This is a genomic window from Alphaproteobacteria bacterium, assembly GCA_024244705.1.
In the GTDB taxonomy this organism is placed as follows: domain Bacteria; phylum Pseudomonadota; class Alphaproteobacteria; order JAAEOK01; family JAAEOK01; genus JAAEOK01.
In genome coordinates, this window is sequence record JAAEOK010000103.1 from 1 (window position 1) to 21,197 (window position 21,197).

The 21,197-nt window shown below is 25.5% G+C and carries 33 protein-coding genes, 5 tRNA genes, 1 rRNA gene and 1 pseudogene; 33 read left to right on the top strand and 7 right to left on the bottom strand.

Features of this window, described 5'->3' with window-relative positions; genetic code table 11:
- Window positions 1-381: ribosomal RNA gene (locus tag GY791_19065) — 16S ribosomal RNA — on the bottom strand; the annotation flags it as partial.
- A gap of 487 nt (window positions 382-868) precedes the next feature.
- On the opposite strand from GY791_19065, the gene rpmG reads away from it, so the two are divergent.
- From rpmG to tatC, 5 genes are all read left to right on the top strand, one after another.
- Window positions 869-1,063 carry a 50S ribosomal protein L33 gene (rpmG, locus tag GY791_19070; protein ID MCP4330528.1) on the top strand — a complete coding sequence of 65 codons (195 nt, stop codon included), beginning with the start codon at window positions 869-871 and terminating at the stop codon, window positions 1,061-1,063.
- Window positions 1,063-1,278 (top strand): 30S ribosomal protein S18, encoded by a 216-nt coding sequence (gene rpsR, locus GY791_19075; GenBank protein MCP4330529.1) that lies wholly within the window; start codon window positions 1,063-1,065, stop codon window positions 1,276-1,278. The genes rpmG and rpsR overlap by 1 nt, the downstream gene beginning before the upstream one ends.
- A gap of 153 nt (window positions 1,279-1,431) precedes the next feature.
- Complete coding sequence (gene atpD / locus GY791_19080) at window positions 1,432-2,868, top strand: F0F1 ATP synthase subunit beta (protein MCP4330530.1); 1,437 nt, start codon at window positions 1,432-1,434, stop codon at window positions 2,866-2,868.
- Between the two features lie 20 nt (window positions 2,869-2,888).
- Entirely contained in the window at window positions 2,889-3,338 is a 450-nt protein-coding gene (locus GY791_19085; GenBank protein ID MCP4330531.1) for a hypothetical protein, read from the top strand.
- Window positions 3,339-3,485: 147 nt separating this feature from the next.
- Complete coding sequence (gene tatC, locus GY791_19090; protein ID MCP4330532.1) at window positions 3,486-4,244, top strand: twin-arginine translocase subunit TatC; 759 nt, start codon at window positions 3,486-3,488, stop codon at window positions 4,242-4,244.
- A gap of 85 nt (window positions 4,245-4,329) precedes the next feature.
- On the opposite strand, the gene GY791_19095 is transcribed toward tatC, so the two are convergent.
- The 5 genes from GY791_19095 to GY791_19115 form a co-directional block, all read right to left on the bottom strand.
- A tRNA-Phe gene (locus GY791_19095) sits at window positions 4,330-4,402 on the bottom strand.
- 47 nt (window positions 4,403-4,449) lie between these two features.
- A tRNA-Arg gene (locus GY791_19100) sits at window positions 4,450-4,522 on the bottom strand.
- A 69-nt stretch (window positions 4,523-4,591) separates the two neighbouring features.
- A tRNA-Val gene (locus GY791_19105) sits at window positions 4,592-4,663 on the bottom strand.
- A gap of 196 nt (window positions 4,664-4,859) precedes the next feature.
- Window positions 4,860-4,931, bottom strand: a tRNA-Gln gene (locus GY791_19110).
- Between the two features lie 65 nt (window positions 4,932-4,996).
- Window positions 4,997-5,070: transfer RNA gene (locus tag GY791_19115), tRNA-Arg, on the bottom strand.
- Window positions 5,071-5,162: 92 nt separating this feature from the next.
- On the opposite strand from GY791_19115, the gene rpsD reads away from it, so the two are divergent.
- Window positions 5,163-5,783 (top strand): 30S ribosomal protein S4, encoded by a 621-nt coding sequence (rpsD, locus tag GY791_19120; protein MCP4330533.1) that lies wholly within the window; start codon window positions 5,163-5,165, stop codon window positions 5,781-5,783.
- Between the two features lie 27 nt (window positions 5,784-5,810).
- On the opposite strand, the gene dnaK is transcribed toward rpsD, so the two are convergent.
- Window positions 5,811-7,649, bottom strand: coding sequence for a molecular chaperone DnaK (gene dnaK, locus GY791_19125; protein ID MCP4330534.1), 1,839 nt, complete (start codon window positions 7,647-7,649; stop codon window positions 5,811-5,813).
- A 250-nt stretch (window positions 7,650-7,899) separates the two neighbouring features.
- Between dnaK and rplC the strand changes: the two are divergent.
- The 27 genes and pseudogenes from rplC (at window position 7,900) to rpsG (ending at window position 21,132) form a co-directional block, all read left to right on the top strand.
- A pseudogene (gene rplC / locus GY791_19130) lies at window positions 7,900-8,505 on the top strand (50S ribosomal protein L3).
- Between the two features lie 47 nt (window positions 8,506-8,552).
- The gene (gene rplD, locus GY791_19135) at window positions 8,553-9,197 is read left to right on the top strand and encodes a 50S ribosomal protein L4 (protein ID MCP4330535.1); all 645 of its coding nucleotides are present in this window, start codon (window positions 8,553-8,555) and stop codon (window positions 9,195-9,197) included.
- A 26-nt stretch (window positions 9,198-9,223) separates the two neighbouring features.
- Window positions 9,224-9,514, top strand: a complete 291-nt coding sequence (rplW, locus tag GY791_19140) for a 50S ribosomal protein L23 (protein MCP4330536.1) — start codon at window positions 9,224-9,226, stop codon at window positions 9,512-9,514.
- A gap of 51 nt (window positions 9,515-9,565) precedes the next feature.
- Complete coding sequence (gene rplB, locus GY791_19145; protein ID MCP4330537.1) at window positions 9,566-10,393, top strand: 50S ribosomal protein L2; 828 nt, start codon at window positions 9,566-9,568, stop codon at window positions 10,391-10,393.
- Between the two features lie 42 nt (window positions 10,394-10,435).
- On the top strand, window positions 10,436-10,714 hold the full coding sequence (rpsS, locus tag GY791_19150) for a 30S ribosomal protein S19 (protein ID MCP4330538.1): 279 nt from the start codon (window positions 10,436-10,438) through the stop codon (window positions 10,712-10,714).
- 26 nt (window positions 10,715-10,740) lie between these two features.
- Window positions 10,741-11,091, top strand: coding sequence for a 50S ribosomal protein L22 (rplV, locus tag GY791_19155; protein MCP4330539.1), 351 nt, complete (start codon window positions 10,741-10,743; stop codon window positions 11,089-11,091).
- Window positions 11,092-11,137: 46 nt separating this feature from the next.
- On the top strand, window positions 11,138-11,815 hold the full coding sequence (gene rpsC / locus GY791_19160) for a 30S ribosomal protein S3 (GenBank protein MCP4330540.1): 678 nt from the start codon (window positions 11,138-11,140) through the stop codon (window positions 11,813-11,815).
- A gap of 41 nt (window positions 11,816-11,856) precedes the next feature.
- On the top strand, window positions 11,857-12,261 hold the full coding sequence (gene rplP / locus GY791_19165) for a 50S ribosomal protein L16 (protein ID MCP4330541.1): 405 nt from the start codon (window positions 11,857-11,859) through the stop codon (window positions 12,259-12,261).
- 20 nt (window positions 12,262-12,281) lie between these two features.
- A complete protein-coding gene (gene rpmC / locus GY791_19170) occupies window positions 12,282-12,485 on the top strand; it encodes a 50S ribosomal protein L29 (GenBank protein MCP4330542.1) in 204 nt (67 codons plus the stop codon).
- Between the two features lie 40 nt (window positions 12,486-12,525).
- A complete protein-coding gene (gene rpsQ / locus GY791_19175; protein ID MCP4330543.1) occupies window positions 12,526-12,768 on the top strand; it encodes a 30S ribosomal protein S17 in 243 nt (80 codons plus the stop codon).
- Window positions 12,769-12,790: 22 nt separating this feature from the next.
- On the top strand, window positions 12,791-13,156 hold the full coding sequence (rplN, locus tag GY791_19180; protein ID MCP4330544.1) for a 50S ribosomal protein L14: 366 nt from the start codon (window positions 12,791-12,793) through the stop codon (window positions 13,154-13,156).
- 48 nt (window positions 13,157-13,204) lie between these two features.
- Window positions 13,205-13,453: a 50S ribosomal protein L24 gene (gene rplX, locus GY791_19185; GenBank protein ID MCP4330545.1), complete on the top strand. Its 249-nt coding sequence runs from the start codon at window positions 13,205-13,207 to the stop codon at window positions 13,451-13,453.
- A 15-nt stretch (window positions 13,454-13,468) separates the two neighbouring features.
- Complete coding sequence (gene rplE, locus GY791_19190) at window positions 13,469-14,017, top strand: 50S ribosomal protein L5 (protein ID MCP4330546.1); 549 nt, start codon at window positions 13,469-13,471, stop codon at window positions 14,015-14,017.
- Window positions 14,018-14,029: 12 nt separating this feature from the next.
- Window positions 14,030-14,422, top strand: a complete 393-nt coding sequence (gene rpsH / locus GY791_19195; GenBank protein MCP4330547.1) for a 30S ribosomal protein S8 — start codon at window positions 14,030-14,032, stop codon at window positions 14,420-14,422.
- A 19-nt stretch (window positions 14,423-14,441) separates the two neighbouring features.
- The gene (gene rplF / locus GY791_19200) at window positions 14,442-14,978 is read left to right on the top strand and encodes a 50S ribosomal protein L6 (protein ID MCP4330548.1); all 537 of its coding nucleotides are present in this window, start codon (window positions 14,442-14,444) and stop codon (window positions 14,976-14,978) included.
- 12 nt (window positions 14,979-14,990) lie between these two features.
- Window positions 14,991-15,317: a 50S ribosomal protein L18 gene (locus GY791_19205; protein MCP4330549.1), complete on the top strand. Its 327-nt coding sequence runs from the start codon at window positions 14,991-14,993 to the stop codon at window positions 15,315-15,317.
- Between the two features lie 18 nt (window positions 15,318-15,335).
- Window positions 15,336-15,884 (top strand): 30S ribosomal protein S5, encoded by a 549-nt coding sequence (gene rpsE / locus GY791_19210; GenBank protein MCP4330550.1) that lies wholly within the window; start codon window positions 15,336-15,338, stop codon window positions 15,882-15,884.
- Between the two features lie 48 nt (window positions 15,885-15,932).
- Entirely contained in the window at window positions 15,933-17,201 is a 1,269-nt protein-coding gene (secY, locus tag GY791_19215; protein MCP4330551.1) for a preprotein translocase subunit SecY, read from the top strand.
- A 131-nt stretch (window positions 17,202-17,332) separates the two neighbouring features.
- Window positions 17,333-17,446: a 50S ribosomal protein L36 gene (gene rpmJ, locus GY791_19220; GenBank protein ID MCP4330552.1), complete on the top strand. Its 114-nt coding sequence runs from the start codon at window positions 17,333-17,335 to the stop codon at window positions 17,444-17,446.
- A 49-nt stretch (window positions 17,447-17,495) separates the two neighbouring features.
- Window positions 17,496-17,879 carry a 30S ribosomal protein S13 gene (gene rpsM, locus GY791_19225; protein ID MCP4330553.1) on the top strand — a complete coding sequence of 128 codons (384 nt, stop codon included), beginning with the start codon at window positions 17,496-17,498 and terminating at the stop codon, window positions 17,877-17,879.
- 32 nt (window positions 17,880-17,911) lie between these two features.
- A complete protein-coding gene (rpsK, locus tag GY791_19230) occupies window positions 17,912-18,292 on the top strand; it encodes a 30S ribosomal protein S11 (GenBank protein ID MCP4330554.1) in 381 nt (126 codons plus the stop codon).
- 57 nt (window positions 18,293-18,349) lie between these two features.
- Window positions 18,350-19,060 carry a DNA-directed RNA polymerase subunit alpha gene (locus GY791_19235; GenBank protein MCP4330555.1) on the top strand — a complete coding sequence of 237 codons (711 nt, stop codon included), beginning with the start codon at window positions 18,350-18,352 and terminating at the stop codon, window positions 19,058-19,060.
- Window positions 19,061-19,101: 41 nt separating this feature from the next.
- Window positions 19,102-19,533 (top strand): 50S ribosomal protein L13, encoded by a 432-nt coding sequence (gene rplM, locus GY791_19240; GenBank protein ID MCP4330556.1) that lies wholly within the window; start codon window positions 19,102-19,104, stop codon window positions 19,531-19,533.
- A 22-nt stretch (window positions 19,534-19,555) separates the two neighbouring features.
- The gene (gene rpsI, locus GY791_19245) at window positions 19,556-19,972 is read left to right on the top strand and encodes a 30S ribosomal protein S9 (GenBank protein MCP4330557.1); all 417 of its coding nucleotides are present in this window, start codon (window positions 19,556-19,558) and stop codon (window positions 19,970-19,972) included.
- A 15-nt stretch (window positions 19,973-19,987) separates the two neighbouring features.
- Window positions 19,988-20,206 carry a 50S ribosomal protein L31 gene (gene rpmE / locus GY791_19250; GenBank protein ID MCP4330558.1) on the top strand — a complete coding sequence of 73 codons (219 nt, stop codon included), beginning with the start codon at window positions 19,988-19,990 and terminating at the stop codon, window positions 20,204-20,206.
- Between the two features lie 33 nt (window positions 20,207-20,239).
- Entirely contained in the window at window positions 20,240-20,614 is a 375-nt protein-coding gene (locus GY791_19255; GenBank protein ID MCP4330559.1) for a 30S ribosomal protein S12, read from the top strand.
- A gap of 35 nt (window positions 20,615-20,649) precedes the next feature.
- Window positions 20,650-21,132, top strand: coding sequence for a 30S ribosomal protein S7 (gene rpsG / locus GY791_19260; GenBank protein ID MCP4330560.1), 483 nt, complete (start codon window positions 20,650-20,652; stop codon window positions 21,130-21,132).
- Window positions 21,133-21,197: the final 65 nt, after the last annotated feature.

Genomic DNA, 21,197 nt, shown 5'->3' on the forward strand with positions numbered 1-21,197 from the left:
CACGCGGTATTGCTCCGTCAGGCTTGCGCCCATTGCGGAAAATTCCCCACTGCTGCCTCCCGTAGGAGTCTGGACCGTATCTCAGTTCCAGTGTGACTGATCATTCTCTCAAACCAGTTACTGATCATCGCCTTGGTAAGCTTTTACCTTACCAACTAGCTAATCAGGCGCAAGCTTTTCTTCAGGCGATTTCTCTTTTCACTCAATTTGTAAAAATTGAGCATATGAATTATTAGCAATCGTTTCCAATTGTTTTTATTCTCCTAAAGGTAAATTCTTACGTGTTACTCACCCGTCCGCCACTTAAGTTTTAAACTTACGTACGACTTGCATGTGTTAAGCATACCGCCAGCGTTCATCCTGAGCCAGGATCAAACTCTCAAAAATCTCCCGAATTTTTTTTTTATTTATCCAATAAATTCAGTTTTTTTTTTCATACCTTGTTTGTTAATATCTACTTTTTTATAAAACATGTCAACCCCTATTATTATATAATTAATGTGTATATAGATAACTAAACTTTGATTATTTACCGTAAAATTTTATTACTCGAATTGTATTACAAAAATATAAAGTTAAAAAAGCAAATATATATATCTAATATTTCATTTATCTTTTTTTAACTTTTTTGAAATAAAATATTCGAATTATAAGATTATATTTTTATAGAATAAAAAAATATTTGACTAGTAAATCTAAGAATATTAAGATAGAATATTATCAAACTTTAATTTTTTTTTAATATCATATTTTTAAAATGATATTTTTTCAAATTTTCGGAATATTATTAAATTTACTTACTTTTTTTAATAGATTTAATAATTTTTGTAATATATATATTTTTTTATTTTGAAACTAAATTCTATTTATGACAAAAAAAAAAGGATCTCGTATAATTTTAACAATAGAGTGTTTAAATTGTCGTAAAAAAGAAAATAAGCGCTCAAATGGATTATCACGTTATACTACGACAAAAAATCGTCAAAATACACCCAATCGTTTAGAATTGAAAAAATTTTGTACATATTGTAATTATCACACTCTTCATAAAGAAATAAAATAATGTCTAATAAAAAATATAAAAAATCTCAACTTAAATTAATACAAAATTTTGATTATAAAAATATTAATTTTTTTAAGTCTTTTTTAACTAAGCAAGGAAAAATAAAACCTCGTTATGAAACTCGACTTACTGCGAAAAAACAACGAAAACTTTCCAAATCAATTAAACGTGCTCGAGACCTTAATTTATTACCATCTTCTAATAAAAATTATTAAAAAAATCGCAATACAAAATAAATAAAAAAATTTTAAAATATATAATGTTTTAATTTTTATATATTCGAATTTTTATATAATATAACTTTTTTTAAACTCTATTAAATAAGAATAAAATGAAGTTTTTTTTATTTATTTTTAAAATAAATAAATATGTCTATAAAAAATCGTGAAAAACCTACAATTGGTTATATTAATCAAATTATTGGACCAATAATTGATATTACTTTTCCTTCTGGTCAATTACCAAAAATTTATAATGCTTTAGTAATTAAAACAACAGATATTAAAATAATTTGTGAAGTTCAACAATTATTAGGAGACAATAAAGTACGGGCTGTTTCAATGAGTGCTACTGATGGTTTAAAGCGAGGTACAAAAGTAATGGATACTGGAAAACCTATTTGTGTTCCTGTGGGTGAGGAAACACTTGGGCGTATTTTTAATGTTTTAGGTGAACCAGTAGATAATAAAGGTAATATTAAAAATAGTTCTTATCTTCCAATTCATAGGCCAGCTCCTTTATTTACTGAATTAAATACTAAACCTGCTATATTTGAAACTGGTATAAAAGTTATTGATTTATTGGCTCCTTATTGTCGAGGTGGAAAAATTGGGCTTTTTGGTGGTGCAGGAGTAGGTAAAACTGTTTTAATAATGGAATTAATTAATAATATTGCCAAAGCTCATGGTGGTGTTTCTGTTTTTGGGGGTGTTGGTGAAAGAACACGAGAAGGTAATGATTTATATATGGAAATGAAAGAATCAGGTGTTATTAAAGAAGATAATTTAAAAGACTCTAAAGTTACATTAGTTTATGGCCAAATGAATGAGCCTCCTGGTGCAAGAATGCGAGTAGGTCTTTCTGCATTAACAATGGCTGAATATTTTCGAGATGTTAATAAACAAGATGTTTTATTATTTATTGATAATATTTTTAGATTTGTACAAGCAGGTTCAGAAGTTTCTGCTCTACTAGGTCGAATGCCTTCAGCAGTAGGATATCAACCAACATTAGCAACAGAAATGGGTGCTTTACAAGAACGTATTACGTCTACAACTCGCGGTTCAATTACTTCTATACAAGCAGTTTATGTTCCAGCAGATGATTTAACAGATCCAGCACCTGCTATAACATTTGCTCATTTAGATGCTACAACTGTATTATCAAGAAGTATAGCCGCAAAAGGAATTTATCCAGCGGTAGAACCACTGGAGTCTACTTCAACTATGCTTCAAGAAGAAATTGTTGGAACAGAACATTATAAAATTGCGCAATCTGTTAAAGAAATTTTACAACGCTATAAAGAATTACAAGATATTATAGCTATTTTAGGAATTGATGAATTATCTAATGAAGATCGATTAATTGTTATACGAGCACGTAAAATTGAAAAATTTTTATCACAACCATTTTTTGCAGCTGAAATTTTTACAGGTTCTCCTGGGAAATATGTTTCTTTAAAAGAAAATATAAAAGGTTTTAAAATGATTTTAGAAGGTAAAGTAGATAATATACCAGAGTATGCATTTTATCTTGTAGGTGATATTTCTGAGGTAATGAATAAAGCACTAAATTTAGACGACTAATTTTAATTTTTTTTATTTAAATGCAAACTAATACTAAACTTTATTTTGAATTAACAACAGTTTCTCAAGGAACAATATGGAAAAGTACAATCTTAGAAGCCATATTACCGACAACAACTGGTACAATAGGAATATTACCTGGTCATACCAATTTAATAACAACAGTTGAGGCTGGTTTACTTCAAATTAGAAAAGATAAATTGTGGATTCCTTTTTTAGTTTTTGGTGGAAGTGCAATGGTAAAAAAAAATAGTATTTATATGACTGTGAGTGAAGTTGAAAAAATTGAAAAAAATTATAAAGATTTAGAAAAAGTTAAAATTTTATATGAAAAAACTAAAAAAAAAGCTATTAAAATTCTTGAAAATAAAAATTCTAATAAAATAGAGCGACTAAAAGCAATAAATCTTATGAAACTTGAAGTATCACGAATAGCGGCATATAATATTTTACAAAGTCAAAATTTATAAAAAAATTAAATTTAATAAAAAAAACCTAATATTTTTAAATTTAAGAGAATCCATAAAAATTTATATACATAAAATTTTAAAAAAATAAATTTTATGATTATTATTTAACTTAACCTTTTTTAAATTTATTTTTTATTCATAAATAATATGAATATTTTATTTAATTTTAATTTTTTAAAAAAAAATTATATAAATAATAAAAATTTAACTAAAATATACTATAGTGAACACTATAAAGAAATAAGACAAAGACTCTATTTAACTTTAACTATTTTTTTATTGATAAGTTTTTTAGCTTTTATTTATGTAAAACCGATAACACAAATACTCCAAATACCAGCTTATGATATTAAATTTGTTCAATTAGCTCCTAGTGAATATTTTTCCATAACATTAAAAATTGCTATTTACACTAGTTTAATTTTTTGCTTACCCTTATTTTCTATTCAAAGTTTACTTTTTTTAATTCCCGATGTAGAAAAAAAAAGAAAAAATTTAATTTTATACTTAATGTTTAGTGCATTAATTTTATTTAGTTTAAGTTTACTTTTTTCTTTTTATATTTTAATACCGGCTGTTTTACAATTTTTTATTATTTATAATAAGAATATTATTGAACCTTTTTGGTCTTTTGATAAATATTATAATTTTATAATACCCCTTTTTTATACTACAGGGATTGCTTTTCAATTCCCAATATTACAAGTTTTTTTTGCTCTTAGAAAATTTATTTCTGGAAAATCTATGTTTCATTTTTGGAAATATATTTTAATTGGTATAACTATAATAGCAGCTATTTTAACTCCATCTACTGATCCAATTACTCAACTTTTATTAACTAGTGCTTTATTTTGTCTCTATTTAGGTGGAAGTTTAGTAGCTTCACTGGTTATAAAAGATTTTTAAAAAATAATTTATAAAAAAAATTATTATAATTTATTTATACAGTCATAACATAAATATATATTTATATTATTTATTTTTTATATATTGCCAGAAACCAGATTTGAACTGGTGACACGAGGATCTTCAATCCACTGCTCTACCTACTGAGCTATCCCGGCAAAAAATCATTATAGAATATAGATATAGTAATATAGATAGAATATAATAGATCTAGTAGGATTCGAACCTACATTAAAAGCTTAGAAGGCTTTGGTCCTTTTCCTTTAGACGATAGACCCTTTATTTTAAAATATATTATAAAATATTTTTTATAATATGCAAACTAAAATAATAATTGTTTTTATCATTAGATAGTACTAGATTCGAACTAGTGACCCTCTGTTTGTAAGACAGACGCTCTTCCACTGAGCTAACCATCCGTAAAAAAATTTAATTTTTTTTATTAAGTTGCAATATCGAGTAGTTTAAAAATTTTAACTTATAAATTTATATATCGTCAGTATTATATAAAATATTTTTTTAATTAAATTTTAGTTAATTAAATAAATTCTCATCTATTCCTAAATTTTTTTTAGTATTTTATTTTTATAAATCAAAATTTTATTAATTAAAAAACTGGGGCGGAAGGATTCGAACCTTCGAATAACGGAGTCAAAGTCCGATGCCTTACCACTTGGCTACACCCCATTCAATACTATGTATTCCGTCTAATTTTTATTTACTTTTCAAAATCTATTTTGAAAAATTTATTATGAGCTAGGAGGGATTCGAACCCCCGACACCGTAGTTCGTAGCCACGTGCTCTAATCCACTGAGCTACAAGCTCTTTTAAAAATAAAATAGGAGTTTTAACGAAAAAATACAAGTTAAATTAAAATTTAACCTATAAATAAAATTTTATTTTTTATTGTACATTTTATGTCAAAATACAGAGGACCTCGTGTACGAATTATACGTCGACTTGGTGATTTACCAGGTTTTACGAGAAAAATTTTTTTAGAGTTTAATTCTTATCCACCTGGACAGCATGGTTCTAAGAAAAAAAAACAAAAAATATCTGATTATAATATTCGATTAATGGAGAAACAAAAATTACGTTATAATTATGGTTTAACAGAAAAACAATTGGTAAATTATATTAGAAAAGCTCGTAAAAAGAAAGGTTCTACCGGATTTTATTTAATGCGATTATTAGAAATGCGTTTAGATTGTATTGCTTTTAGATTTGGTTTGGGGCCAACAATACCTGCTTCACGCCAAATAATAAATCATGGTCACATTTATGTTAATGATATATGTGTAAATATACCAAGTTTCCAATGTAAACCAGGTGATATCATTACTATTCGTAAAAAATTATCAACAAAAAAATTGATTAAAAATAATATGGAAGATAGTAGTTTTTCTACTTTACCTTCACATCTTAAATACTACAAAAAAAATTCGCAAATGGAAATACTTGATTATATTAAAAAAGAAAATTTAAGTTTTAAAATTAATGAATTATTAATTGTTGAATTCTATTCTCGTATTTTTTAAAATTTTTATAATATTAAAGCATACTTTTTAGTTTATTTTATCTATATCAATAACATTATTTTCTTTATTTTCTAATTCAATATTATTAATCTCTTCTAAAAGTTTAGTTAAATTGTTTACTTTTTCTTTTAATTCCTCAAAATTTTCTTTTGTTATTAATAAGCGGATTTCTTTTATTAAGTTTGTTATATTTTCTTTTTTATCTAAATTTTTTTTGTTTTCTATTTCTTTTTCACCTTTATAGCAAATTGATTCTGCATTATTTTTTAAATCTATTTGCTCTCGTTTTTCCTTGTCTACTTGTGCCATTTTTTCAGCATTTTTTAACATTTCTTCTACTTCATTCTTTTCTAATGTTGAAGAATTTTGTATTGTAATTTTTCGTGTTACATCAGTTCCTTGATCTCTTGCACTTACTTTTAAAATTCCATCTACACTAATCTCAAAAGTTACTTCAATTTTAGGTGTACCTCTAGGAGCTAATGGAATACCTTCTAATCGAAAATTTCCTAAACTTTTATTATCTTGTGAAAGTTGTCGTTCACCCTGTAAAACATGAATTTCAACATTATCTTGATTATCTATTGCTGTTGAAAAAATTTCAGATTTTTGAGTTGGAATTGTTGAATTTCGTTTTATAATTGTTGTCATAACACCACCTAATGTTTCTACACCAAGTGATAAAGGAGTAACATCTAATAAAACTACATCTTTTACGTCTCCAGCTAATACTCCTCCTTGTATAGCAGCTCCAATAGCCACAACCTCATCTGGATTTACAGTTTGATTAGGTATTTTACCAGTTAAGTTTTGTATTAATTCTTTAATAGCTGGTATACGTGTTGATCCACCAACTAAAACAACTTCATCAATTTGTTTTGTTTCTAAGCGAGCATCATTAATAGCATTTTTTAGAGGAGTATGACATTTTTGAATTAGATTTTCACACATTTTCTCAAATTGAGTACGTGTAAGTGATTTTTCAATATGTTTTGGTCCTTCATGTGTTGCTGTAATAAAAGGTAAGTGAATATTTGTTTCAGTTAAATTTGATAATTCCATTTTTGCTTTTTCAGCTGCTTCACTAATACGTTGAAGAGCTTGAGGATCTTTTCTTAAATCAACATTTTCATTTTTTTTTAAATCATCTAATAAAAATTGAACAATTTTTTGATCAAAGTCATCCCCACCTAAATGAGTATCTCCAGAAGTAGATAAAACCTCAAAAACTCCTTCTCCAACTTCTAAAATAGAAACATCAAAAGTACCTCCACCTAAATCGAATACTAAAATAGTTTCATTATTTTTTCTATCTAATCCATAAGCAAGAGATGCAGCTGTAGGTTCATTAATTATTCTTTCTACATCAATTCCAGCTATTTTTCCGGCATCTTTAGTAGCTTGTCTTTGTGAATCATTAAAGTAAGCAGGAACAGTTATTATAGCTTTTTTAACAGTTTGTCCTAAAAATTTACTAGCGTCATTTATTAATTTTCTTAAAACTTGAGCAGAAATTTCTTCAGGACTATATTCTTTATTTAAAGCTGGACTAATTATTTTTATATTCCCTTTTGAATCTTCTTTAATTTTATAAGGCATCTGATCACGATCTTTTTTTAATTCCGAAATTTTTGATCCGATGAATCGTTTTATAGAAAAAAATGTATTTCCAGCATTAATAACCGCTTGACGCTTAGCAATTTGTCCAACTAACAATTCTCCTTTTTTTGTATAAGCAACTACAGAAGGTGTTGTTCGTAATCCTTCACTATTTGGAATAACTGTTGGTTTTCCACTTTCAACTACAGCAACAACTGAATTAGTAGTTCCTAAATCAATTCCGACAATTTTCTCTTTTTCAACCATAATTTATTATTATTTTTTATTAAATTTATTTTATAAATAAAATATAATACTTAATAAAAATTTAATTAGTCGGTTTTTTTTATTATTGTAACTAAAACTTATAATAAAAAAAACCAATCAGCCAGTAGACAAATAATAACAAATTAGTTTACGCTTAAACTAGGTGAGCTCAATTATAATCATTATAAAAAATTTAATAAAATTAAAATAAAAAATGGTATCTATTGGAATAATAGGAAAAAAAATAGGAATGACTCAAATTTTTAATAATAAAGGTTTTGCTATTCCTGTCACTATAATTAAAGCAGGACCTTGCATTGTTACACAAATAAAAAAAAAATCTAAATATAATCGTGAATCTATTCAAATAGGTTTCTTTTTATGTAAAGATAATAAATTAACACAGCCCCAATTAGGTCATTTAAAAAAAAATAATTTACCTACAGTAAAATTTTTAAAGGAATTTCATGTGAGTAATATAAATAAATTTTTTATAAATCAATGTTTTACCGTTAATATATTTTCGACTGGAGATTTTGTTGATATCACAGCTAAAAGTATTGGAAAAGGTTTTACTGGAAATCAAAAAAGACATAATTTTAAAAGAGGTCCTATGAGTCATGGTTCAAAAGATCATCGTGCACCAGGTTCTATTGGAGCTTGAACTACACCAGGAAGGGTTTTTCCAGGTAAAAAAATGTCGGGTCGACACGGTTTCAAACAAGTTACAAAAAAAAACCTAGAAATAATGGCAATTAATGAAAAAAATAATTTATTAATTTTAAAAGGATCATTACCTGGAAAACAAGGAAATTTAGTTAATATTATTGAATCGAAAAAAAAAGTTAGAAAATAAAAAATTCTTTAATACTGTAAATTATAATAAAGGATAAAAGATAAAAAATGATAATTAATAAAAGGATTGTATCAACTATAGTAAAAGAAAAAACAAATTTTTTATCACATTCTCTTAATGACAAAAATTTTCAGATTTATAATCCAAAAATAAATTATTTAATTTATCGTTGTTTTCAAAATCAACAAATAAAGAATCATCAAAGAAGCGCTAATTCGAAAACACGTGCAGAAGTTCGTGGTGGAGGAAAAAAACCTTGGAAACAAAAAGGAACGGGTCGTGCTCGTACAGGATCTATTAGATCTCCTTTATGGAAAGGTGGTGGAGTTATTTTTGGTCCTAAACCTAAAACTTATAAAAATAAAATTAATAAAAAAGAACGACGATTAGGAATACAGTCTATTTTAAAAATAAAGTCTAAACAAATTAAATTAATTAATAATTTTACATTATATTCTTATAAAACAAAAGATTTTTTAAAAAATCTCAAAAATCTTAAAATTGAATTACAACCTAGAACATTAATTATTTTATCAAAAATAGATCCTTTGTTAAAATACAGTACTAAAAATTTAAAATTTATAAGTTTAATGGAAGCTAAACATTTAAATCTTAATAAAATATTAACAAGCCATTTAATTTTATTCGATTTAAATGGATTAAAAGAAATAAAACGAAATTATAAAATTTAAATATATTCTTTTTTATTAAAAAAAAAATGATAAATCAACATATTTACTCATTAATTGATCAGATAAAATATCCATATATTACTAAAAAAACTGTTCATTTGTTAGAATCTAATCAATATACATTTATTGTAGATAGAAAAATAAAAAAACCTCAAATTAAAAAAATTATAGAATTTTTATTTGGAGTCACTGTAATAAAAATTAATACATGTAATTTAAAACAAAAACATCCGCGATTTATTACAAATAAAATGGGGGGTTATAAAAAAGTAGTAGTAAAATTATCACAAAAAAATAAAATTAATTTATTTGTATAAAAAAACTCTTTCTTGTGATATTTATTAATTTAATTAAAAGCAAAGAAAAAAATGCCCATTCGTGTATGTAAATGTTCAACTCCTGGAACGCGTAATACAATTTTATCTTCATTTGACGATATAACAAAAAAAAAACCTACAAAAAATTTATTAAAATATAATTATCGTAGAAAAGGTCGTAATCATAATGGAAAAATTACAATACGACATCGTGGAGGGGGACATAAACGATTATATCGAATAATTGATTTTAAAAAAAATAAATATAAAATTTCAGGAATTATTTCTTCAATAGAATATGATCCAAATCGTAATGCTCGTATAGCTCTAGTTCAATATTCTGATGGAGATAAACGATATATAATAAAGCCAGAAAATATAAGTATAGGATCAGAAATAAATTCAGGACCCAATGCACCTTTAAAAATTGGGAATTCTTTACAACTAAAAAACATACCATTAGGATCATTTATTCATAATATTGAATTATTTCCAAAAAAAGGCGGTCAAATTGCTCGTGCAGCTGGTACTTGTGCACGTCTAATAGCAAAAGAAGGTAATTATGTAACAGTAAAATTACCTTCAAAAGAAATACGACTAATACGTAATGAATGTTATGCTACAATTGGTGTTGTAAGTAATCAAGAGAATGTTAATCTTATTTTAGGTAAAGCTGGACGCCGAAGATGGTTAGGATATAGACCTGTTGTTCGTGGTTCAGCAATGAATCCGTGTGATCATCCACATGGTGGTGGTGAAGGTCGAGCTCCAATTGGTCGAAAAAAACCTGTAACACCCTGGGGTAAAGGTACATTAGGAGTTAAAACTAGACGAAAGATTAAATATAGTGATATTTTTATTCTTTGTAGACGAAAATAAAAATTTTAAATAAAAATAAGTAAAATTTTAATAATATTTTTTATGTCACGATCACTTTCTAAAGGTCCATTTGTTGCCTATCAATTGTTGAAAAAACTTAAAAAGATGAATTCAAATGGAGAAAAAAAAATAATTAAAACTTGGTCACGAGCTTCTACAATAATACCAATGATGATTGGACACACAATTGCAGTTTATAATGGTAAACAACATATTCCCGTTTTTATTACTGAAAATATTATAGGATATAAATTAGGTGAATTTGCTTTAACAAGAAATTTTCGAGGACATGCTAAAAGCGATCGAAAATTTAAACGATAATTTTATTTCAAAATTAAAAAATTGACATGGACAAATCTATTTTAGTACAAGCAAAAGCAGTTGGAAAAAAAATTAATATGTCACCATTAAAAGTTCGTCGAGTATTAAAACAAATTAATGGCCGCGTATACCGAGAAGCTTTAATGATACTAAAATTTATGCCTTATCGCGCTTGTGGTCCAATTTGGACAGTATTAAATTCAGCGGCTGCAAATGCAGAGCATAATTTAGAATTAAAAAAGGAGACTTTATTTATTAAAACAGCTTTTGTTAATAAGACTCAAATAAGACGTCGTTTTCGAGCACGTGCTCGTGGCAAAGCTTTTTCTATTTGTAAGCCCACTTGTCAGATAACGATTATATTAGAGTCAAAGTAAAGATTTTGATAAATAAATCAAATAAATAAAAACAAAATCAAAAATTATGGGGTATAAAACACATCCTATAGGATTTCGACTTGGAATAACAGCGGAAGATAAATCTATTTGGCATATTAATATGAAAAATTATATAAATTATGTCCAAGAAGATTATACTTTAAGAAAAACATTAATCAATTTTTTAGATGAAATTGGATTTAAATTTAAGGGAATTGTTGCTATCTATATTTATAGAATAAAAACACATAATGTTTCTACAATTATAAAAATAAAAACAGCTCGTCCAGGAATAATAATAGGGAAAAATGCTTTAATTTTAAAAGATTTGGATCGCAAATTATCAGCTAAAACTGTAAATAAAAAAATAAAAATCCAAATTGATCATATAAAAACACCAACTAAATATGCAGATTTATTGGCAGAAATTATAGTGGAAGAATTAGAACAACGAGTACCTTTTCGACGTACTATGAAAAAAGTTATAGATCTTGCCATTCATGATGATGAGATTAAAGGTATAAAAGTACAAATAAGTGGTCGTTTAAATGGTGCTGATATTGCTCGAACTGAATGGTTAAGAAATGGACGTGTACCATTACAAACAATTAGAGCTAATATTGATTTTTCTTATAAAACAGCACAAATAACTTATGGTACTTTAGGAATAAAAATTTGGCTTTTTAAAGGTGAAATTTTAAATTCTATAATTCCTAAAAATTAATAATGTTAATATTGTTAATTAAATAAAAAAAAATTATTACTATGCTAAGCCCTAAACGGACAAAATATCGAAAACAACATCGAGGTCGACTAAAAGGTAAAGCAAATCGAGGAAATAAAATTAATTTTGGAAATTATGCCTTACAAGCTTTAGAACCTACTTGGATTACATCACGTCAAATTGAAGCCGCACGTCGTACTATAACACGATACACGAAACGTGATGGAAAATTATGGATTATGATCTTTCCAGATAAACCAATTACGGCACGGTCAGCAGAAACAAGAATGGGCTCTGGAAAAGGGTCTGTAAGTTATTGGGTTTCTAGTGTAAGACCAAATACTATTTTATTTGAATTAGCTGGAGTTAACTATAATATAGCAAAAGAAGCAATGCGAATTGCTTCTTTTAAATTACCTATTAAAACTAAATTTATTTCTAAGTAAAATTATTAAAAATCATAAAAATGAGTTTTTCAAATTTCAATGATTTACAAAAATTAACAGATGAAGAGTTAGAACAAGAAATATTTAAATTAAAAAAAAATCTATTTGAATTAAGATTTAAAAAAGCAACAAATCAGGTATTTTTACCCCATTTTTTTAAACATATTCGTCATAAAATTAAACAAATTTTTTTGATAAAACAACAACGAAAAAATTTTAAATGATTAAATAAAGTTAAAAAATGAGAACTTTATATTTTTAAATATGAAAAAAATCGAAAAAATTGGAATTATTTTAAGTAATAAAATGGATAAAACTGTTGTAGTTTCTATAGAATATCGTTATCTTCATAAAGTTTATGGTAAAACAGTTATTCGAACAAAGCGTTATATGGCACATGATGAATTAAACACTTGTAATATTGGTGATCAAGTAGTTTTACAACAAAGCCGTCCAATTAGTAAAAAAAAACGTTGGATAGTTAAGTGTATTTTAAAAAATCATTAATTACGAATTTAATAAAGGAAAAATGATTCAACCACAAACTTTTTTAACAGTAGCTGATAATTCTGGTGCACAACAAATCATGTGTATTCGTGTACTTGGAGGTCGAAGAAAATTTGCTAAAATTGGTGACATTATTATAGGAGTAGTAAAAAAAGCAAGTCCAAATATGGAAGTAAAACGATCAGATATTATTAGAGCTGTTATTGTTAGAACAAAAAAAGCAATTCGGCGTATAGATGGTAGTACAATTCGATTTGATGATAATGCTGCTGTTATTATAAATATGGTAAAAGCTCCTAGGGGAACACGAATTTTTGGACCAATCGCACGTGAAATTCGTGAAAAAGATTTTACAAAAATTATATCATTAGCTTCTGAGGTTTTATAATTATAATAAAAATATATAGATCTATAATATTTTTTTTTAATAATTAATATGATTATCGAAAAAAGGAAAAGAAAAAAAATCCGTTTAAAAATAGGTGATAAAGTTAGAATTATTAGTGGTAAAGAAAAAGGTCAAATTGGTTTAATCTCTTTAATCATAATAAAAAAACAAAAAGTTATAATAAAAGGATTAAATATGAAAATAAAACATAAAAAATCAAAACATTTAAATGAAAAATCGGGACAAATAATTAAAATAGAAGCTCCAATTCATATTTCAAATGTTGTATTAATATAATTTTAAAAATAGTCTATGAATGAAATAGAAAATCTTCAAACTGTTTATAAAAAAACAATAATACCAAACTTATACAAAAAATTTTTATATAAAAATATTCATCAAGTTCCAAAATTAATTAAAATCAAAATTAATCAAGGTCTTGGTAGTGATGCACAAACAAAAGGTGTAATAGACCAATCCATTAAAGAAATTCGTGCAATTACTGGACAACAGCCAATTATAACACAAGCAAAAAAATCTATTGCAAATTTTAAAATTCGTGAAAAAATGAATATTGGACTTACTGTAACATTACGTAAAAAAAAAATGTATTGTTTTCTAGAAAAATTTATTCATTTAACCTTACCTCAACTTCGGGATTTTCGTGGACTTAGTACAAAAGGTTTTGATCAAACTGGAAATTATAATTTAGGTCTTAGTGAACAATCAATCTTTCCTGAAATTGCTCATGAAAATATTGATAAAATTAGAGGTTTCAATATTACAATTGTAACAAGTGCAACAACAAAAGAAGAAGGTAAAGCACTTTTATTGGAATTTGGTTTTCCATTAACTAATTAAAAAAAAATTCCTATGGATACTATTTCAGATATGTTAACTAGAATAAGAAATGCTAATCTTGTACGTCATAAGCTTGTACAAGTACCAAATACAAAAATAACTCGTGGAATAGCTAATATTTTAAAAAATGAAGGTTATATAAAAAATTTTGAAAAAATTATATATACTAAAAAAACAAGTTTATTACTTTATTTAAAATATAAAGGACCATTATATAAACCAGTAATTACAATGATTAAAATGGTTAGTCGACCAGGTTTACGAGTATATGTTGGACAAAAAAATATCCCAAATATTCTAGGAAATTTAGGAATTACAATTTTATCAACATCAAAAGGGATAATGAGTAATCATCAAGCTAAAAATTTAGGGATTGGTGGTGAAGTTCTTTGTTATATTTGGTAAAATTAAAATATTAAAATTTATGTCTAGAATAGGTAAACTTCCAATCCTAATACCTGATAATGTTAAAATTAAACTTACAGGTTTAGTAATAAAAGTTTTAGGACCATATGGTGAATTATCTAGAGAAATTTCTCCATTAATTACAATTAAAATTAAAAAAAATTATATTTTATTGATAGCAAAAAACAATTCTCGGTTAGTACGACAATTTCACGGGTTATCAAGAATATTAATAAATAATATGATTTTAGGAGTTTCTCAAAAATTTGAAAAAGTACTTGAATTAAAAGGTATAGGATATCGAGTACAAATTTCTGATAAAGAATTGATATTATATTTAGGATATAGTCATCCGATTATTATGCTATTACCAAAAACTATTGAAATTTTACTTGAAGGAAATAATACAATTATTATTAGAGGAATTGATAAGGAAAAAGTTGGTCAATTTGCAAGTAGTATTAAAAGTAAAAGATTACCAGAACCTTATAAAGGTAAAGGGATCTTTTACAAAGGTGAAAGTATTAAATTAAAAGTAGGAAAATCAGGAAGATAATAAAATATATTTATGATTAAAAAAAAAAATTGTATTAAAAGTACAAAACAACGACCCCGTTTATGTGTCTTTCGATCAAATAAACACATATATGCTCAATTAATTGATGATGAATCCTCACATGTTTTTATTTCATGTTCTACTTTGGATACTGAAATAAAATCTCAAATTAAATCGGGAGCCACAATTAAAGCATCTTTTTTAGTTGGTAAGACTATCGGACAACGAATACTTAAAAAAAGAATTAAATCCATAATTTTTGATCGAAATGATAAACCTTATCATGGTCGAATAAAAGCTATTGCTGACGGAGCAAGAAGTATAGGTTTGAAATTTTAAGTTTTAAATAAAAATATTATGTACAAAAAAGTACAACAAATTTCTAATAAAAAACAAAAAAAGACTAAAAAACAAGTTTCAGAGTGGCGACAAAGTATAGTTGAAATTCAACGAGTTTCAAAAGTTGTTAAGGGTGGTAAAAAATTAAGTTTTCGTACGACTCTAATTTTAGGAAACCAAAAAGGTCAAGTTGGTGTTGGCGTTGGTAAAGCCGATGAAATAAGTCTTTCTATTAAAAAAGCTTTGAATGAAGCTAAAAAATGTCTTATAAATGTTCCAATTACTAAAATATTGACTATAACACATATTTCAACTGGAGTTTGTGGATCTGCTAAAGTTTTAATAAAACCAGTCGGTCCCGGTACTGGTGTTATTGCTGGTAGTTCCATTCGTATTGTTCTTGAATTAGCGGGTATTCAAAATATTGTAGCAAAACAAATGGGAAGTAGTAATTTATTAAATAATGCAAGAGCTACGATTAATGCTTTATCTTTTCTACGAACTATTAAGGATGTAGCTAATGCACGAGATATTTCAATAGAAAAAGTATATAGTTATAAAAATTAATTGATTTTTATTGATAAAGCTTTAATTAGAATGGATATCTTTTATCAAATGAATAGTGAACAATCTTTAAAAGAAAGAGTTCTTTTAACAATAACTCTTTTAACTATAGTTAAAATTGGAAATTTTATTCCAATACCTTTTATTAATCAAAATTTTTTTTTAAATACACCACAAATTATAAATACGAATTTATACCAAAATTCAATTATTGAAATTTTAAATATTTTCTCTGGTGGGAACAATAAAATTTTTGGTTTATTTAGTCTAGGTATTTTTCCTTATATTAATGCCTCTATAATTATCCAATTATTAATAGTTTCTATTTCATCTTTAAAACAATTAAAACAAGAAGAAGGAGAATTTGGGAAAAGAAAATTAGTAAATTATACTAGAATTTTAACCTTTTTCTTAGCAATTATACAAAGTTTTGGTTTAACCTATAGTTTAAAAAAAAATATTTTAAATTGGAGTTTTATAAGTATATTTTTAATTATAAGTATATTAGTTGGTGGATCCTTTATTTTAGTATGGTTTAGTGAATTAATAACAAAAAATGGAATAGGTAATGGTTCCTCTTTATTAATATGTTTTAATATTGTTTCACATTTACCCGATCAATTTAAAAAATTTTTAATTTTAATTAATAAACATAATAATATTGATTATCTAAAATTAATTATTATTTTAATTTTATTTTTATTTTCTATATTTAGTTGTGTAAGTTTGAATGAAACTATTATAAAAATTCCAATTATTACAGCTCGGCAATTTTCTTTTGGAAAAAGTTCTTTTATACGTCAAATTAATAGTTTTTTACCTTTACGTATAAATCAAACAGGGGTAATGCCATTAGTTTTTGCTTCATCTATAATGATTGTTTTATCTTATATTTGGTTTATATTTAAAATACAATTTTTTTCTGTTTTAAATATAGAAAAAATTTTTCAATCTAAAATTGGATTTTGGAGTGAACATCTTCTTTTTCTAGGTCTTTACAGTGGATTAATTTTTTTCTTTACATATTTTTATTCAACTTTATTTTTTGAACCAAAAGAAATTGCGGAAGAATTAAGAAAAAATTCAGTGGTTATTCCAAAAATTACACCTGGTTTGGAAACTGAAAAATATTTAACAAAAACATTAAATAAAATTGCAAGTTTTAATGCCATTTTTTTAGTAGGTATAATTGCTATAATTCAATTTTTTGAATTATTATTAAATATTTCTAATTTAAATTCTTTTGGATTTACTTCACAAATTATTTTAGTTAATGTTTTAATTGATATTATCAAACGAATTAATAGTTTTTTATATTAAATTTATTAGATTTGACTTTAATATATTTTATATTTTATTATATAAAAAATATTTATTTTAACTTAAAATCTAATAAATTTTATAAAAATATACAATTTTAAATACAAAAATTTTTAAATTTATAATTAAAAATGAAAGTACGCCCTTCTATAAAAAAGATGTGTGACCGTTGTCAAATTATTAAGCGTTACCGTAAAGTCCGTGTTATATGCTCTAATGCTAAACATAAGCAACGACAAGGTTAATTATTAAAGTTAATAATTAAACAAAGATTTTAAAAATAAGGAGATAAATATGGTTCGTTTTTTAGGTGTTGATTTACCGCAAAATAAAAAAATAAATTATGCTTTAACTTCTATTTATGGAATTGGTTTATCACGTGCAACTGAAATTTTACAAAAAATTGATATTGATTTTAAGCAACACAAGAAAGGATTTAAAATAGAAGACTTAAGTGATTCAGATATTATTAAGTTAAGAAAGATTTTGGAAAAAGATTATCAACTGGAAGGAGATTTAAAACGTATTATTAAAGCTAATATTAATCGTCTTATTAAAATAGGTTCTGTTAGAGGGCGACGACATCGAATTCTATTACCCGTTCGAGGACAACGAACACGTACTAATGCTCGAACAAGACGTAATATGAGGAAAAGATTATTGGTAAGAAAAAAATAAGGAGAATTATTAAAAAAATTTTGTTATGAATTATGATAAAAAAACAAAAAAAAAAGTATAAAAATATTAATACTGGAATAATACATATTAAATCTACAACTAATAATACCCTTATAACTATTACAGATATAAAAGGTAATACTATTTCTTGGGCATCAGCCGGTACAAGTGGATTTAAAGGAGCTAGAAAAAGTACACCTTTTGCCGCTCAAACTGCATCAAAAATTGCTGTACAAAAAGCAATGGATATAGTAAATTTACAAAAAGTTGAAATTATTATAAAAGGATATGGTCCTGGTAGAGATACAGCTATTCGTGCATTACAAACAATAAATCTTAAAATTAGTTCAATAAAAGATATGAGTCCAATCCCATATAATGGTTGTCGTCCACCAAAACATCGTCGAATATAAATTGATAATTTTCCTAAGTTTAAAGTTATATAACTATAAAGAATATTTAAAATAAAGATGGTAAAATTAGAAAATAATTGTTTGGAATTAGATTTTCAAAAACCAACGCTATTTTTTGGTCAATTTACTTTTCACTCATTAAATCATAGTGAAAGTCTTACTTTAGGTACAGCACTTAGACGTATTTTATTAACAAATATTCCTGGGTTAGCTATTGTTGCAGTAAGAATTGCAACAGTAAATCATGAATTTTCTACAATACCTGGAGTTCGAGAAGATGTTTTGGATATCTTATTAAATCTTAAGGAAATTATTTTTAAAAGTAAAATGAAATTTTCTTCGCCTATAATAGGTCGATTCAAAGTTAGCGGTCCAGCGATTATAACTGCAAATAGTTTAAAATTACCTTCTACAATTACTATTTGCAATCCTACACAATATATTGCAACTATTACAGATAATTCAATTTTAGAATTAGAAATTAAAATTGATTCTGGTATAGGTTATTTATTAACAGATTCGATAAATCAAAACGATTATTCAACAGATTTTTTAAAAATAGATGCTCCCTTCACACCAATACAAAATGTTATTTTTGAACAAAATGAAAAAAATAAAGAATTAGTTGTAAAAATTTGGACAAATGGTAGTATTACACCAACAAAAGCTCTTAGTTTAGCAATTAAAAATTTTGTAACATGGTTATATCCAATACAACCGATATATACAAAACAACCTAGAAAAGAATTTAAAAATTTAACTTTATAAGTAAATCCATTAAATTAATAACATAATATTATTAGTTGTTTATGAAATATACAATTGTTCAATCATCTAATAAACTTAAATCAAAATGGTTTTTAATTGATGCTACAAATCAACGTTTGGGGCGACTAGCCACACGTATTGCTACACTACTACAAGGTAAAAATAAGACCTTTTATACACCTTATCAAAATTTTAATATTTTTATTATTGTTATAAATGTTGACAAAATTTATCTAACTGGTAATAAAATGAGACAAAAAGTATATTTCACTCATTCAGGACGACCTGGTGGAAAAAAAATAGAAACATTTCAACATTTACAAATACGAATACCTAAACGAATTTTGGAATATGCTGTTAAAGGTATGTTACCAAAAAATAGAATGGGACGAAAATTGCTTAAAAAACTTAAAATTTATAATACAGCTCAATATCAACATTTTGCTCAAACTCCGCAATTAATTAAAATTTAATCAAAATTTTTTATATTTTTTTATGAAAATTAAAGCTAAAAATTTTGGGATGGGTCGTAGAAAATCCGCTTCAGCTATTGTATACCTAATAAAGACTCTTAATTTAAAAAATGAAATTTCTTTTAACATTAATGGAAGAACTTTAGAAAAATATTTCCAGAATAATTTGATCTATTTAAAAAAAATTCTATTACCATTTACATTCATTAGTAAATTAGAAAATTATACTATTCTAATAAATGTTAAAGGTGGTGGCTTAAATGCACAAGCAGATGCTATTAAGTTAGGATTAGCTCGTGCTTTAGTCTTAAAAAATCCAAATGAATTTCAATCAATTTTAAAACTTAATAAGGTTCTAAGCCAGGATACAAGAATAAAGGAAAGACGTAAATACGGTTTAAAAAAAGCACGAAAAGCTTCACAATATTCAAAACGATAAAAATTTATAAATTTTATGAAAAAAAAAATTCATCCGAAATGGTTCCAAAAAGTAAATGTTTATTGTGATGGTCAATTAATAATGAAGACAGGGTCGACAAAACAAAAATTAAATGTTGATATATGGTCAAAAAATCATCCATTTTATACAGGTTCACAACGTTTAATTGATGCAGAAGGTCGAATAGAACGTTTTTTTAAAAAGTATACTTTGAAAAAAACTGAGTTAATTTAATTTATATTAAATAAAGAAAAATTTTGTTAAATTATGCCAACAATTCAACAATTAATTAGAAAAGGACGTTATAAAAGTTTTGACCGAACAAAATCACCAGCTCTAAAAGGTTGTCCACAACGTCGGGGAGTTTGCACACGAGTATATACAGCAGCACCTAAAAAACCAAATTCTGCAATTCGCAAAGTTGCTCGAGTTCGTTTAACATCAGGCTTTGAAGTTACTACCTATATCCCAGGTATAGGTCATAACCTTCAAGAACATTCTGTTGTTTTAATTAGAGGGGGAAGGGTAAAAGATTTACCTGGTGTAAGATATCATATTATTCGTGGTACTTTAGATAGTGATGGAGTGAAAAATCGTATGCAAAGTCGCTCCAAATATGGAACTAAAAAAATTAAAAATTAATTTTACAATTAAAAAAATTAATTAAAAATATTATTATGTCACGTCGAATTAGATTAAAAAGAAAATTTCCATTAGCGGATCCTTTTTATAATAGTTTTTTAGTAAGTTTATTGACAGTTCGATTACTTAAAAAAGGTAAAAAAATGTTAGCTCAAAAAATTGTCAATGAAACATTGAATATTATAGAAAATCATACAAAAGAGATTCCTATATTAATATTAGAAAAAGCTGTTAAAAATTGTAGTCCAAAGATTGAAGTAAAAACAAAAAGGATTGGTGGGTCTAGTTTTCAAATTCCTACTGAGGTAACTACTTTTCGTGGAATTAATCTATCACTAAGTTGGTTAGTAAAATCAGCAAAAAAAAGATCTGGTCGTAAAATATCTATTAAATTAGCAAATGAAATTTTAGATGCTTCTAATGGTATTGGTACTAGTTTACGAAAAAAAGAAGAAACTCATCGTATGGCTGAAGCTAATAAAGTTTTTTCACACTTTTATAAAAAAAAAAATAATTAAAAATCATAATTTTTTTAGTTATAATTAAACATTCGCCAAAAGTAAATCTACTATATAAAAAATTT